This window comes from Lewinella sp. IMCC34183, assembly GCF_003390915.1.
Taxonomy (GTDB): Bacteria; Bacteroidota; Bacteroidia; order Chitinophagales; family Saprospiraceae; genus Neolewinella.
Genome location: NZ_QMEM01000002.1, coordinates 533,377 through 548,441, shown reverse-complemented (window position 1 = coordinate 548,441; position 15,065 = coordinate 533,377). Strand labels below are relative to the sequence as shown.

Below are 15,065 nucleotides of genomic sequence, written 5' to 3'. Positions count from 1 at the left end.
GTTGGATATGCAGCTGACTCCCTGGAAGTTTCACTGGTCAACCCGTGGCTGTGCCAGGCAAGGTTGGTGAGGTACGATAGGTGACCTACCTACTCACATCTAGGCTTTGTGGGTGAAGTAGCGTTCCCGTGATCTAACTGGCTCTTGGACACCGATGCTGAAAAGGTGAAATCACGGCCCTGAGAGAAAAAGGCGATAGAAGAACGTCTGCAAGCCTTTTGGTAGGACTGACCCAGCTACTGCCCGTAACCTCTTTATCGGGCTGGGAGAGGAGTGGAATTAACTGCAAAGGGCGGCCGCTAAATAGAATCGGATACGTCATGCGTAGATACGGCTACCCCCGCCTTTGCTGGCGATCCTAATTTTGCTCCTGTGATTTTATGGCAGCGTCGATGTGGCAGCGACCAGCGCCTCAATCAGCCCAAGAACACCCCTGGCAAAGACTGCGATAAGAACGGGCGTGATCTAAGAAGGGCAAGACTGAAATATTACACGACGGACTCTGCCAAAGCTTGCCACAAACCCCAAAAACCTAAACCATGAACAATTTAATTTCAACCCTAGACTATCCCGAACGCGATGAAAGCAGCGTGTTCCAAGATGTCAAGGGGTGGCACGTGGCCATACGGACAACCCATTTTGAAGGCCTTATCGCCTGGTACCAGGATAAGCTGGACTTCAGGATGGTCAAAGCATTTACCGCCGGAGAAATGCAATTAGCATTGATTGCGCCCCCCGGTGATAATGACTTCCTCCTGGAAGTGCTGGGGGTCACAGGCAGTGAGGTATCATCTTCAAAAGTGAACGAGGGCTACGATCACGTCTGTTTCAGCGTGGCCAACCTGGAGGAAACCATGGCTGCCTTGAAGCTTCGGAACATCAAAATCGACAGAAGCTTTGAGGTGCCCGTCATCGGAAAGCGGGTAGCGTTCATCAGCGATCCCTTCGGTAATACGATTGAATTCGCGGAAGCACTCCGGCCGTAAAACCAAGAAAGTTATGCAGGAAAAGACTCCAAAGAAGTGGAAGATGATGGTGTTGAGCTGGACCTGTATTTATCCTTTGCTGAATATCATCTCCTTCCTGCTAGGTCCTTATCTCTCGGGGCTCGATCAGCTGCTTAGGACGCTGATCTCAACGATTATTTTGGTTCCTCTAATGGTACTTCTGTTAGGTGTGCTACAGGGGAAATTTCGCAACTGGCTCATAAGTTAAACCGGCGAATAATGGCAAAGCAAACTATCAATCATTACAGGAAGATCAGCGAATTCCACCGCTCCAGAAGTCTGCCGCCACCGGAACATCCTTTGATCAGTGTGGTCGACGTTCAGGATATCAAGCACTACAGCGAACCGATCAATATGGTGCTGGACTACTACTCTATATCCCTGAAACGGGACTTCAACGGCAAGTTCGGTTACGGGCAGAGCGAATACGACTTCGATGAAGGCCTGATGTACTTCATCGCGCCCAATCAGGTCTTCAGAATCGAGCATTCCAGGGACGAGCTTATCAAGCAGCAGGGCTGGTTGCTGCTCGTCCATCCGGATTTCTTCTGGAAGACTGCCTTATCCAAGGCGATACAGCGGTACGAATTTTTCAACTACGCCGTAAACGAAGCGCTATTCCTCTCGGATAAAGAGGAAAGGGTGATCAACGGCCTCATTGAAAACATTCGACAGGAATGCCATAATAATATTGACAGATTCAGCCAAAGCATCATCGTCTCCCAGATTGAGACCTTGCTGAACTACGCCGAACGGTTTTACCAGCGGCAATTCGTCACCCGTAAAATTGTCAACCATAGAATCTTGGAGGCGCTGGAGAATACGCTGAACAACTACTTTAAGGGCGAAGGGACGGTCAACAAAGGTCTTCCTTCCGTGCAAGTCATCTCCGAATCGCTGAATATCTCCCCGAATTACCTGAGTACCGTGCTGAAATCGCTAACGGGTAAAAGCACACAGCAACACATTCACGATAAGTTGATCAGCGAGGCCAAGCGGAAGCTATCGATCTCCAATCAATCCATCAGTGAGATTGCTTACGATTTGGGTTTCGAGCATCCGCAGTCCTTCAGTAAGTTATTCAAGAAAGTGACCAACACTACTCCTCTGGACTTTAGAAAGTCCTTTAACTGACAACGCTACCACTGGCACCGTGCAGGTATAGCGCCGGCTGAATATTAGCTATAGCCGGCAGATACTCGCAACAAACCACCAGCCCGGAAAGTGATGCTTCTGCCGCGCATAAATTGGTTGGGCCCAAACTACCAACGTAAACAGTGTGGGCTGGGTAGCCTCCCGCTCAAGCCGCAGCCGCTAGCTCCGATTGGACGTCCCGGGAGGAGCTACCTGCAGCGTACCCGCTTCGACGGCAGCAGCCACTTCGGGCTTGTACCGGCAAACCATATGAATCCAGATCGAACGGGCGAACCGGAACCACCAGACAAAGCAGATCGCAACAATCGCGAGGAGGGTGGCAAACGAGGCGACCATCGACCAACCCAGTACCCACCGCAGGAACATCACGATCCCCAGACAGGCAAATCCCGAGCCGATGTAGGAGATGAACATCGACCCGTAGTAGAAGCCCGGTTCGGGGAAGTAATTCTGGCCACAGGCCGGACAGTGCTTGTATTGCTCGAACGGACGATCAAAGGAGAGCGAGCCGGTGGGAAATAGCTCCCCGTGGTGGCAGGTAGGACACCGCAGGGCAAAGATGTTGGCGATGGTGGAAGCCATGCTTTAGGATTTTGTGGACGTATCCCGCCGCGGGGGCGGCAGGGTCCAGTAATGGGCGTTGAAAGACTTTCGTCGGAGGGCAGTAACTGTCCACCGCCATCGGCCCGGGCCAAGGGGCACGGACGTCCGGGAACTATTCTGTAATAACCTTTGTTACAGTAATTAGTTGATCCGGTTTGCGTATTACGCCGAGTTTAGCTGCCCCGGTCCACCGCCCCGTTCCCTCATGTCCTCTCCAACCAAGAATTCTCATCCAGCATGCCCAATGGACGCTTCGCCACAGCGCTACATCTGCTGACCCTACTGCACGTGAAGGAGGGGGAGTTGCTGTCGTCCGACTACATGGCTGGCAGCGTGAACGTCAACCCGGCGGTGGTACGTAAGGAACTCAAGAATCTGGGTGACCATGGTCTGGTAAGCAGCAAGGAGGGTAGGGGAGGAGGCTACGCCCTGGGGAAGCCCGCGGTGCAGATCTACTTGTCGGACGTATATCGGATCGTCAGTGAACGTCCGGTGCTCGGTCGGACTAACGATCCGAATCCGGACTGTCCCGTCGGCAAACAAATCAATGACCACCTCGGTGACCTCTACCACCGGGCGGACGAGGTCCTGCTGGCCGAACTCGGACAACTTACCCTCGAGGTTTTCGGCCGGAAGTTCGACTGATCTCTTGCCCGACCCGGGTGCCAAACCTATCTCTGTGAGTCGACGTCGGTAGCGCGTCCATTCCGTAACGGATTGCATTCCTGCTGTCATCCGATCTGCATGCCCGCGGGAGTGGGAGAGCTAACCTGGTAGTATTACAGATAAATTGCACGACATCCCGATGCGGGAACTGCCGTCGATCAACTACTACGATCAGGAGGAAGAAATCCTGCAGGATCAGACCGACCATGGAATACGGCGGAGGGAAGCTGCAAGGTCAGTGATGGGTGCCCCCTGAGGGAAACAGCCTTCGGACAGGGACCGGCGCGCCACCTGCATAGTCCGCCACCCGCAGGTTTTCCACAGCCTGTTAGGGGGTGTGGAAAACGGGGTACGCCCTTGATTTACAGCTCGGTGCCTTGTGTGTTCAGGAGGGAGTAGTGCTTCCTGGACTATCCTTTCCACACGCGCCTCTCTGCCTTACCTATATCGGGGAGGCGTCAACGGCGACAGGTAGGCAAGCTGATCTATGCGAATGCGAACCAGCGTGCAAGGCGTCCGCGCAAAATGTCGTTTTCTGATGGTGACCCCACTACCAGCTACCTTACCCCCAAAACTTCCCCGAGTACGATGACCCTCCGAGACTACATCCAACGAAAGAACGGCGTAGCCATGGGGCAAGCGGGATCGCTTCGAAACAACCTCCACCGCTCCCTGGGCGCCCCCAGTTTCGCGCACTTCTGGACCTACTGGAACCCCATCTTCGGCTACTCCCTCGGCCGCTTTGTCTTCAAGCCGCTCAAGCGATTCCTGCCGGTGGCCGTAGCCCTGGTACTGACCTTCGTGTGCTGCGGGCTGATCCACGACGCGGTCACGGTCCTCTTCCGCGGCTTCACCTCCTTCTTCTTCACGGGCTGGTTCCTGCTAATGGGACTCGCGACCCTGGCCAGCAAGCTATTCAGACAAAATCACGCCAACCAGCGCTGGCTCATCCGTGCACTCGCCAACCTCAGCGTGATCGGCATTTGCTTCCTGATCACCCTTTATATGACCCGCTGGCTGCTAGGGTAGATAAAACCTGCCCCGCGATCAGCAGAGCGCAGTTCTATGGTCAATGTCGTCGTTGCGCGACTTAGGGTTAATCACAGAGGCTTCGCTTCACAGAGGTGCCACAGAGGCGGGCGGTGCGATGCGCGGGTGGGCCAGCGGCCCGCCGATAATCAGAGGAATCCAGATGTCCTGCTGGGAAATCTGTGCTAATCTGTGCGGGAGCGCAGCGAGATCTGTGTCGCCGCAGGCGATCTGTGAGAAACCTGTCACGGGGGCGGTAATGGGTTGACCACAAAGGCTTCGCTACACGGAGAGCTTCACAGAGGTACCACAGAGCTGGGCGGTGCGATGCGGGGGTGGGCCGGCGGCCTGCCGATAATCAGAGGAATCTAAATGTCCTGCGGGAAATCTGTGCTAATCTGTGCGGGAGTGCAGCGAGATCTGTGTCGCCGCAGGCGATCTGTGAGAAACCTGTCACGGGGGCGGTAATGGGTTGACCACAAAGGCTTCGCTACACGGAGAGCTTCACAGAGGTACCACAGAGCTGGGCGGTGCGATGCGGGGGTGGGCCGGCGGCCTGCCGATAATCAGAGGAATCTAAATGTCCTGCTGGAAAATCTGTGCTAATCTGTGCGGGAGTGCAGCGAGATCTGTGTCGCCGCAGGCGATCTGTGAGAAACCTGTCAAGCGGGCAGTAAAGGGTTAACCACAGAGGCTTCGCTACACGGAGGGTTTCACAGAGGTGCCACAGAGGCGGGCAGTGGTGCGCGGGTGGGCCACCGGCCCGCCAATAATTAGAGGAATCCAAATATCCTGCGGGAGAACCGCCGAAGGCAGCAGCGAAGCTAATCTGCGTGGGAGCGCAGCGAGATCTGTGTCGCCGTAGGCGATCTGTGAGAAACCTATCATGCGGGTGCTAAAGGATGAACCCACCGCGCTGAGTCCTGGGAAAACCTACTCCACCACCGGCACCACCCGATACCGCTTCACCACGCCCCCATAATCAAAGCGCACCATCCCCACACCAGTAGTCCCATCCGGCTGCGTGACCTCCACCTGCACCGCAGGGTCGCCCGAGGACGCGTCCAAGGTGGCCTTACCGGATTCAGGGGTATAAGTAGCCTCATAAAGGTCCAGATTCACCAACCCATTCTCATCCGTAGAGCGGACGGGGTAGGGCGGCAGGTCGATCGCCTGCCCGTTCACGGTGATGCTGATCGTCGGCGGAACCGGACGCTCAATCTGTTTTTCGGCGGAACTAAAGCCCAGCCCTAGCAGGTCAAACAACTTAGTAGTATCGCTACCGCCACCGTCAGCGATCAGGAAGAGGGCGTGCTTGCCGTCGAGGGTATCCACGGCATCGGATACGTCGACCGAGAAGCGGGCCGCTTCTGAATCGACTCCGGCGGGGACGCTGATCGTGCCGATCTGCTGGCCATTCCAGGGGGCACCGGTGGTGGGGCCGTCCAGCCAGACCTGTACCTCGAAGGCCGCGTCAGTGGTGGGGGTAAGGAAAAGATCCAGGTAGGTTTCGTTGCCGGGGGCGGTTCCGGCGAAGGGGGTGAGGCCCTTCTTCGCCTCATCGAGCCCACCGAAACCAAAGTACTTATAGCCGATGACCGTGCTGTCCGTCACGCCCGTGATCGGCATGCTGTTGTCCCAAATGTCCCAGGAATCTTGCTGGATGCCGAGGTCGGAAAGGTAGCAGGCGTAGCCCGCCGAGTAGTAGCGGTAGGGGTCCAGGCCGTAGATCTGGAAGCCCTCCGAGGTCACCTCGGCACCGGTGTAGGTATTGCCCTGACTGTCGGCGGCCGTCCAGGTACTGTCGGCCGCGTAGGGATCGTAGGCGCGGATGATGACCTTGCCACCTTCGGAGACGGGAACCTCGTCCCAGCTCACGGTCACGGGAGCGACCATAGGTTGCCGGGCGTTGCCGAAGCCCCGTGGCGCGCGGTGGTAGAAGGCGTACCACTGGTCGTTGATCTTCTCGATGCTGCCGTGGGTGTTGTGGCCGGCATAGGTCGTCCGCAGACTGCTGCCGTCCGCGTCGGGTACCACCGCCCGCGAGTCGACGAGCACGCCGCCGCTTTTCCAGGGGCCGAGCGGCGAGTCGCCGTAGGCGTAGCGCAGGGCGGAGTTGGTGCTGCTCAGGCCGTAGTCCGGTCCCGAGTAGCCGCTGTACACCCACACGTATTTATTGCCGATCTTCCGGATGGAGGCCGCCTCGAAGAAGTTGAAGGCCCCCAGGTCCTCGCCGGGGTAGACGTGGGGGTAATCCGCGTCCGGGTCCCGTACCTCCCCGTAGCGACGGCTCGAGGGGATGAAGCGGTCGATGACCTCCGTCCCGGGCTTCAGCGAGTACATGGTCTCCGGGTCCAGCTCCCCCGCCTGCGATCGCTGGAAGCCCCAGTAGCCGAAGGCCCGGTAGCCCGCCGCGGTGCTTTCGCCGTCCGCATCGTAGTCGATGTAGACCGCCGGGTCGAAGCCCATCGTGCTGCCCGCCACGGCCCGGGTGCCGTCCTCGTTCAGGTTGAGGATCGTAAAGGGGCCGTCCGGACGGTCGCCCTTCGCCACCATCGCCTCCCGTCCGCGCCCGCGGCTGTGGGGGTAGAGGTAGTACGCCTTCTTGCCGTCGGCTTCCTCCACCGCCACCAGGTCGGGGGCGAACATCACGTCCCAGTCGCCCTCCACCAAGTAGGTGAAGATGGAGCCCTCGTCGCGCCAGTGGGACAGGTCCTCCACCGGTGCCGACCACGCCCGGATGTCCGGACCGCAGTATCCGTTCACCCGCACGTCGTGGGAGCCGATGATGTAGATGCGGTACTTCCCCGGATTGTCCGGATCCTCAAACACCCGCGGCTCACCGTCGGGGAGGTGCTCCCACAGCGGCAGGTAGGGATTGCCGTAGCCGGGGTTGTTGAAGTCGGTCGTTACCATGGCCGTTTCGTCGGCCACCTTTTGGGCAGCGAGCGACGGCAGAATGAGCAAACAAAGCAACAGGGCCGGCAACCGGCGGACGAGGAAGGTGGTCTGGTACATGATCGGAAACTAAGGGCCGGAGGAGGCCGGGAAATGATAGGAATGACGCAATCGATAGCGTAGCAAATTAAGTCATTTGCGGGAATATGGACCTTTAATTGGCGGGGACGCAGGTGCAGGGGGGCGTACCAAAGCGCTCCTGCCCACCGGGTTTACCCGGCACCTGCGCTCCGCCGCCCGGATATATGGTCCGGATCAAAGAGAGCAATAGAGCACTTGGTAGGTAACAACTACAGTGAAATACATCCGGATAATGACCTATATTCAAAGTATAAGCCAGCACAAAGCCATTACCATTCAATAGCAAAGTAGTTAGCTGGATATCGCAAATCCGCAAGTATGACGAAAACAACCTCCCAGACTATAGCCGTAATAGTAAAAATAAATATTATCGCCGCCTGCTTCGCTTCTGCACTCCTTAAAGGCCAGTGGGCGGGTGAATTTTATCTGTGGGCAGCGTTTCCTGAATTCACCCTGGGACTAATTGTGATCGCCTGCATCTCTATTGTAGCCTATGTGGGCTTCCAAAGGGTATATCGTCTAATTAGCTAGCGGTCATAGTACTGCTGAGGGTCACGCACGAATACCAGGTGTTAGAAGCCTCCAGGTCCTACGCGTGGCATTTCTACCCGGCAGGCGGCGGGGAGGGCAGGGTAGTTGCGGCAATTAAGGCTATAATCGGGATAGGGTATATTGACGAGTCAATTCACTGACCTGATGCACCCACTCCATTTCCCGCTTCCAAAGGCCGGCACATTAGTCCTGTTGCTTACCCTCCTGGTAGCCTGCGCTTCTCCGCCGCGCGACTCCGGCGCAACGGCCAGACGACCCAACGTCATCATGGTATTCATCGACGATATGGGGTGGGCCGATCTTTCCTCCTTCGGCAACGTAGATGCCGAGACGCCGAACATCGACCGGCTGGCGTCCGAGGGGCTGCTGTTCGAGCAGTTTTACGTCAACTCGCCGATCTGCTCGCCGTCGCGGGTAGCCCTCTCGACGGGTACCTACCCCCAACGGTGGAACATCACTTCCTTCCTCGAGCGCCGGGAATCGAACGCAAATCGGGGCATGGCCAACTGGCTGAACCTGGAAGCCCCCATGCTGGCGCGGGACCTGCAGACCGCGGGCTACGCGACCGGCCACTTCGGAAAGTGGCACATGGGTGGACAGCGCGACGTGAACGATGCTCCGCCCATCGCGGCGTACGGATTCGATGCCTCGCTGACCAACTTCGAAGGGATGGGCCCCAAGCTCCTGCCCCTGACGAAGGACGAAACGGGCGAAGTGGGCCGCATCTGGGAAGACGCCGAGATCCTCGGCGGGCCGGTCACCTGGATGCAGCGGTCCACCATCACCTCCGGATTTATCGATAGTGCATTGGCCTTCATCGAGACGGCCACAGAGGCGGAGCAGCCCTTCTACGTCAACGTCTGGCCCGACGACGTACACAGTCCCTTCTGGCCGCCCTACGAGGATTACGGACTGGCGAAGGAGGCCGGCAAGCGCGGGCTCTACCTGGCGGTACTGGAGGCCATGGACCAGCAATTCGGGCAACTGTTTGATTACGTACGGTCCAACGAGCAACTGCGCGATAACACCCTCATCGTTTTCTGCTCCGACAACGGCCCGGAACTCGGTGCCGGACAGGCGGGGCCGCTAAGGGGGTATAAAACCCACCTCTACGAAGGGGGCATCCGCTCACCGCTGATCGTCTGGGGCCCGGGCTTCCTTGACCCCGCTGCGGTCGGCACCCGCAACCGGGAGTCCGTCTTCTCGGCCATCGACCTGAAACCCTCCCTGCTCGACTTCACCGGCGTATCCGCTCGCGGGGACATAACCGACGGCGAGGACCTGCTCGCGACCCTGCTGGGGAAGCGGACCGCATCCCGGTCCGCCCCGATCTTCTGGAGCCGTCCGCCCGATCGCAAGAACTACTACGGCATCGATAACCTGCCCGACCTCGCCATGCGGCAGGACCAGTGGAAACTGCTCTGCGATTACGACGGCGGCCGCCCGGAACTGTACAATCTGGAAACCGATGTCGGAGAGGAACACGACCTGGCCTCCGAACGGCCGGAAGTAGTGGAGGATATGGTGCAGGAGGTCGTGGAGTGGTACGCTTCCATGCCGGTGCTGTCCGAGGATTGAGGGTCGGCCGCGAGCCGGGACGGACCGGATTTTGCTGATTGGCTTCGCACCTGCGTCCGCGCCTGAAATACGCACTACCGGTCTTCGGGAGCGGGCAATACAGGGTCTGTTTTTATCGCGTGACGAGCAGAAAAGCACGTGGAAAGTTGCAAATACTACACATGTAGTATATATTTAGCGTATGTCCACGCTTCCGCTTCCCTCTGACGCCGAACTACGCATCCTGCAGGCCCTGTGGGAGGAGCCCGGTGCCTCCGTCCACGACGTACGCCAGTGGATGTGCACCCACGAGCGGGAGGTCAGCTACACCACCGTACTGACGCAGCTGCAGCGCATGCACAAGAAGGGACTGGTAAAACGACAGCGCGAGGGCCTGCAGCACCACTACCGGGCCGTGGGTACGCGGGCCGAGGTCGAGGCCGAACTGATTCGGCGGCTGTCCGATAAGGTGTCCGACGGATCGGCCGTGCGGCTCGCCCTGAAGGCGTTGGGTACCGACCGGCCCTCCCCGGACGAACTGAACGAGCTCCAGCGCTGGCTGGACGCACAAAAAGAAGAAGATGAGTGACCTGATCGGGCACCCCCTGCTGACGGCCCTGGGGTACGCCTTACTGCACTCCGTCTGGATATTCGGATTGCTCGCCGCTATCGCCCAACTCACCGCCCGGGCCTTCACAGACCCCGCCCGGCGACATACGGTGCTGCTGGTCGTACTGGCTGCGCTGCCGCTGGTATTCTTGCTGCTCGTTTGGCTAGGTATGCCAGCTGCCTCCGCGGCCCTGCCGGATACCTCGGTCGGGATGGAGCCGTTTACCCTCTCGGCGGGGCCGAGCGCGGAAGGCAGATCCGTGAGGGAGGGGTGGACCCAGGGGTTACCCATGCTGGCCGTTGCCTACCTCTGCGGGCTGTTACTGGCCGGTGGCCGTACCGGATGGGCCTACCACCGCATGGCCGCCCTGCGGCGGGGCTCCCTACTGCCCGAACCCGGGCGGCGGACAGATTACTTTTCCCTGCGCCAGACCCTGGCTCCCGGTTCCTGGGCCGAGTGGCGGCTGTCGGCCCGGGTGGGGGAGGTCCTGACCGTGGGCATATGGCGTCCCATGATCCTCTTTCCGCTGGCGTTGGTCAACGAGCTGTCCCCGGCCGAGGTCGACGCCATTCTGCGGCACGAACTGGCCCACCTGCGCCGCCGGGACCCGCTCTGGCAGGCCCTGCAGCAGTACGTAGCTACGCTCTTCTTCTACCACCCCGGGGTCCACTGGCTCTGCCGGAGCCTGGACCGCGAACGGGAGTTTGCCTGCGATGACCTCGCCGCCGGTCCCTCCGGCCGCAAGACCTACGCCCGTGCGCTACTGCGCGTGGCGACCTATTCCCTTCACCCTAAAATTCCCTTTACCGTGTCCGCCACCGAACGTTCCTCTTTCTCGCACCGGGTGCATCGCCTCTTTGCCCCGGCCGCTGCGACTTCCCGCCGCGACGGCTACCTCTTTGCCCCCCTGCTTTCGCTGCCGCTATTTGCCCTGCTAGTCTTCGGTACGCTGGCCCCCCCGATTGACCTGGGCCCCGACGCCATCATTACGGGCAAGGTCGTCGACGCGGCCACCGGGGAGCCGCTCATCGGTACGGCCATCATGGTCAAGGGCACCAACACCGGCACCATCACCGACATCGACGGAGCGTTCCGGCTCGACTGGAGCGGGGAGGGGGAAATGACGCTGTCCGTCAACTACGTGGGCTACGTGTCCAAAGAGATCGTCTTCGACAACGTGAAGGACCGGGACTTCACCGTTGAGTTGACGAAGCAGCAGAAGGAGGCCCGCGGCGGCGGCTCCGGGGCAGGTAGCGAAGACCTGCTCTTTCCCAACCTATCCGGCGACGTGATCCTGGTCGTCGACGGCAAGGTCGTCGATCCGGAGGGCCTGACGCTGAAACCCAGTCAGATCGAGGCGGTGAACGTGGTAAAGGACAAGTCCAAAATAGCCGAACTGGGCTACGACACCGCAAAGGAGGGCGTGATCCTAATCACCACCAAGCAGCAGTAAACCGGATAAGGCGGCGCAGTCTCCCCGACCGAAAGGAAAACCCCCACACGGAGCAAGTCCGTGCGGGGGTTTTTCAGGTAGCAACGGCGGGGCCGTGAGGCCCCGTATCCGGTGCGTCGGTTACTTGGTCGTTACCGAACCGATGGGCAGCAGGGTGATCTCGCGGGCGGCGATATCGATTCCGGCGTTGCCGTTGGCTTCGTCGTCCATGCCGTCGTCGTCGCCGTCGATGTTGACGCCCATGGCGCCGTCGGGCAGGTCGTACTGTTCGCCAACCATGGCGGCGCCGTAGCCCAGGTCACGCATGGAACCGGCGGTAATGCGGCTCAGCGGGTTTTCGCCCAGGTTAAGGAAGCCGGTCATCAGCTCGTTGCGGAGGACGGATTCGCGCCAGTGGCTCAGGGCCGTACCGGGACCGCCCGAGTTTTCTACGGGTAGCTCGTAGGTGCCGCCTTCGGCGTTCCAGAATACGTTGGCCTGCTTGCCGGCGAAGTAGGGATTGGTGTCTTCGGCACGGCGCAGGTTGCGGCCGCCGAAGTCCCAAAGGGTACCGACGCCCAGGACGTGGCCCATTTCGTGTACGATGACTTCTTCGAAGAGACCGATCTCGTCGAGGAAGTCGAGGTCGGCTACGTCAAAGAACATCACGCCCGAGAGGGTCAGGTTGTCGCTGGTGCGCACGAAGCGGGGACCCGCCTGACCCAGGGTGCCGCCGGGGCCGTCGATGGGCGCCAGGGCTACCTCGATGACGATGTCGTCGATGGTGCCGTTAATGGCGGGGGGGAAGCCGGTGAAGGCCGAGGGAATGGTACCCGTGAAGGAAGGCACGTCCTTGATGATGATGCGCTCCCAGCGGGCCGCGGCACCCTCGAAGACGGCTTTTTGCTCATCCGTAGTGGGTACGATGTACTTGAGGGTGATGTTGAAGCGGCCCCGGTCGACACCCGGCGCGGTGGTGGCGCGCTTGGCCTTTTCGAGGTCGTCAAAGTCGGTCCCTTCCGTTCCCTGCAGGGTCACCCACTCGCTGGGGGCGGGAGCAAGCTGGATCATTTGGGGGAGGGCTGCCTCCTGGGGGAGAGCGATATCCTCGGTATCTTCCGTACAGGCCGTGAACAACAGGGGGAAGAGAAGGGCGGCGCCCAGTGCCCGGAAGGCACGTGCCCGGAGGCGGGGGGTGAAAAAGGGTAAGCTTTTGGTTGGCATGGTGTTGTGTTGAGTTTAGGTAGATGGGTTGGTTTTAGAAAGCTTGCCGCGATCGGGGCCCCGGGGGGCGACCGGACGGCAGACAATGTAACTACGGTTGTTGCGACAACCTAATGCCGGGTCGGCTCAATATAGCTAATGAGGGTTGTGTCTTTTGCGCGATGTTTACCCCAAATTCTTCCGTTAGTCTCTTTTCATGCCGTATTTACGTGCGCGCCTGCACTACACGCCCACCAGTCACCAAGGAGCCTCATGGCGGGCCGGTCGCGGCCAATGACCCGGCCGGAGATAGCGCGTATCGCCACGGGTTAAGTCCCGGTTAATAAGCACTTCGGAAATACAAACGGGCGTTGCTCCTTACGGTAATTTGACCTGCCAAACCAAAACCGAGTAAGGTGTCCAGCAAATTTATCCAGGGCGAAGAGTTGAATATGGAGGTGATCAGCCTGATCCGCGATGCCAGAAAGATCATTCTGCTGGTGTCTCCATTTATTAAGTTCCACCCCCGGGTCGTGGACGCCCTAAAGACCCACGCTACCCGCAACGACCTCAAGCTCCGCATCCTCTGCGGTAAGAACGACGATCAGATCAGCAAGAGCCTGTCCTACGAGACCGTCCGGTTCTTGCAGGGATTCCCGGACGTAGAAATTCGCCACGAGTCCCGGCTGCACGCCAAGTTTTACGCCAGCGAGAATGCTTCGATACTGACATCGATGAATCTCTATGAGTATTCCATGAACCATAACATCGAGGCCGGAGTACTCTTTAAGCCCAAGTTGTTGCTGGGCAACAGCACCACCGACCAGCATGCGTACGGGTACTTCGAGCAGGTGTATACCGACGCCGACCTGATTTACAAGCGGGAACCGCAGGTGGTCACCTCCTTCGGCGGACTCAGGAAGAAATATTCCGAGCCGCTGGTGACCCACGATGAGCTGGACAAGTACTACCAAAAGGACGACTGGCCCTACCAGGCGGCACCCGCTGCATCCAACTACAGTTCTTCCGGAGGAAGGAACCGGACCTACAGCAACCATACGCGGGGCGGGAACGGCGATGAAGGCTACTGTATCCGCACCGGAGCCGTCATCACCTTTAATCCCCGCCGGCCGCTGTCTTCCGATGCCTACTACACCTGGTTACAGTTTCAGAACGAGGACTACCCCGAACGGTACTGCCACCGGACCGGTCGGGAATCGCACGGCAGAACCTCCTACCGCCATCCGATACTCGACTGAGGGGCGGGACGTATATTGACCGGATTGCTCAAGGCTTCGCCCGGTAATATGAGCGAATCCCGGGGAACACCGTACGCTTCACTTAGTAAACCCTGCCACCGTGCGGACACTACTCATCTTGCTGGCGCTCAGCTACGTGTCGTTTGCCCGGGGGTGCTCATGTGTTACGGACCTGATAGTAGACCGGGTGGAGAGCAGTGGGTTCATCGCGGCGGTCACCATTCTGGATACCCGGCCGGTGGACACGCTCGACGGCTATCACCGTGTCAAGATCCGGATCGAGGAGCTGTACAAGGGGACACCCCGGACGGAGATACTGCTGCACAGCCAGCTGAACAGTTCCTGCGCCTTCCTGCCCCGCACGGGCAGCCAGTGGCTGCTGTTCGCCCAGACTTTCCAGGGGAAGCTGTCCTTTTCCTACTGCTCGGGCAATGAGGAAATCACCCGGACAAAGTGGGCGGGTGCCACCCGGGCCAACAGAAATCACTACGCGGGCGTCAGCCGCGTTATCGGCTTCCTTCGCTACCTCAGGGCCAACGACATCGAACCGACGAATACTTACGGCCTCGGCATCGGTTATACCGACGACGCGGACCAACTAAGGGGCTACGCCAATCCGGAGCAGGATTTTGCGCTTTTCAGGATCCGCGTGGACGAAGACCTCAACATCCGAAAGGTTACGGGACTGAAGCGCTTTGCCAACCGCAAACTCGACCGGGCCATCCGGCGTGGAATCCGGGCTTCAGGCAAGGCGTACCGGTGGAAGTGGGATTCCATACCTACCGCCACGGAGGTTTATCTCGCCGTATTCTACTACGGGAAGGAAGGCGATGCCCCTAGTTTCGTTAGCTGCTTCGATCTGTAATAGGTCCTTCCTCTTTTCTTTACCGGCGTCCTCGAAATCCATCCCCGCTTTCCCGGCACGAAGGAAAAGGGGACATATATAAAAACTT

Annotated in this window: 12 protein-coding genes; 9 read left to right on the top strand and 3 right to left on the bottom strand. The window is 59.1% G+C overall.

All coding sequences use genetic code 11. The features are described from left to right. Positions 1-539: 539 nt before the first annotated feature. Both DQG19_RS07430 and DQG19_RS07420 read left to right on the top strand, forming a co-directional pair. Positions 540-986 carry a VOC family protein gene (locus DQG19_RS07430; RefSeq protein WP_116125610.1) on the top strand — a complete coding sequence of 149 codons (447 nt, stop codon included), beginning with the start codon at positions 540-542 and terminating at the stop codon, positions 984-986. Between the two features lie 240 nt (positions 987-1,226). Then, positions 1,227-2,141: a helix-turn-helix domain-containing protein gene (locus DQG19_RS07420; protein WP_116125608.1), complete on the top strand. Its 915-nt coding sequence runs from the start codon at positions 1,227-1,229 to the stop codon at positions 2,139-2,141. A 180-nt stretch (positions 2,142-2,321) separates the two neighbouring features. Here the strand turns inward: DQG19_RS07420 and DQG19_RS07415 are convergent, their stop codons facing one another. Further along, entirely contained in the window at positions 2,322-2,744 is a 423-nt protein-coding gene (locus DQG19_RS07415) for a DUF983 domain-containing protein (protein WP_116125607.1), read from the bottom strand. 258 nt (positions 2,745-3,002) lie between these two features. Between DQG19_RS07415 and DQG19_RS07410 the strand changes: the two genes are divergently transcribed. Then, positions 3,003-3,410, top strand: coding sequence for an Rrf2 family transcriptional regulator (locus tag DQG19_RS07410; protein ID WP_116125606.1), 408 nt, complete (start codon positions 3,003-3,005; stop codon positions 3,408-3,410). Between the two features lie 609 nt (positions 3,411-4,019). Beyond that, entirely contained in the window at positions 4,020-4,460 is a 441-nt protein-coding gene (locus tag DQG19_RS07405; protein WP_116125605.1) for an acyltransferase, read from the top strand. Positions 4,461-5,393: 933 nt separating this feature from the next. Here the strand turns inward: DQG19_RS07405 and DQG19_RS07400 are convergent. Further along, complete coding sequence (locus DQG19_RS07400) at positions 5,394-7,478, bottom strand: hypothetical protein (protein WP_116125604.1); 2,085 nt, start codon at positions 7,476-7,478, stop codon at positions 5,394-5,396. Between the two features lie 717 nt (positions 7,479-8,195). Between DQG19_RS07400 and DQG19_RS07395 the strand changes: the two genes are divergently transcribed. The 3 genes from DQG19_RS07395 to DQG19_RS07385 all read left to right on the top strand — a co-directional run bounded on the left by DQG19_RS07395 (position 8,196) and on the right by DQG19_RS07385 (position 11,671). After that, the gene (locus tag DQG19_RS07395) at positions 8,196-9,629 is read left to right on the top strand and encodes a sulfatase-like hydrolase/transferase (RefSeq protein WP_116125603.1); all 1,434 of its coding nucleotides are present in this window, start codon (positions 8,196-8,198) and stop codon (positions 9,627-9,629) included. A gap of 181 nt (positions 9,630-9,810) precedes the next feature. Continuing rightward, a complete protein-coding gene (locus tag DQG19_RS07390; protein WP_116125602.1) occupies positions 9,811-10,197 on the top strand; it encodes a BlaI/MecI/CopY family transcriptional regulator in 387 nt (128 codons plus the stop codon). Then, positions 10,190-11,671 carry a M56 family metallopeptidase gene (locus tag DQG19_RS07385; RefSeq protein ID WP_116125601.1) on the top strand — a complete coding sequence of 494 codons (1,482 nt, stop codon included), beginning with the start codon at positions 10,190-10,192 and terminating at the stop codon, positions 11,669-11,671. Before DQG19_RS07390 ends, DQG19_RS07385 begins: the two co-directional genes overlap by 8 nt. Positions 11,672-11,791: 120 nt before the next feature. Here the strand turns inward: DQG19_RS07385 and DQG19_RS07380 are convergent, their stop codons facing one another. Then, entirely contained in the window at positions 11,792-12,874 is a 1,083-nt protein-coding gene (locus DQG19_RS07380; protein WP_116125600.1) for a leishmanolysin-related zinc metalloendopeptidase, read from the bottom strand. 395 nt (positions 12,875-13,269) lie between these two features. Here DQG19_RS07380 and DQG19_RS07375 point away from each other — a divergent pair, with 395 nt between their 5' ends. Together DQG19_RS07375 and DQG19_RS07370 are read left to right on the top strand one after the other, a co-directional pair. Beyond that, complete coding sequence (locus tag DQG19_RS07375) at positions 13,270-14,112, top strand: phospholipase D family protein (RefSeq protein WP_116125599.1); 843 nt, start codon at positions 13,270-13,272, stop codon at positions 14,110-14,112. A 100-nt stretch (positions 14,113-14,212) separates the two neighbouring features. After that, on the top strand, positions 14,213-14,977 hold the full coding sequence (locus DQG19_RS07370) for a hypothetical protein (protein WP_157974378.1): 765 nt from the start codon (positions 14,213-14,215) through the stop codon (positions 14,975-14,977). Positions 14,978-15,065: the final 88 nt, after the last annotated feature.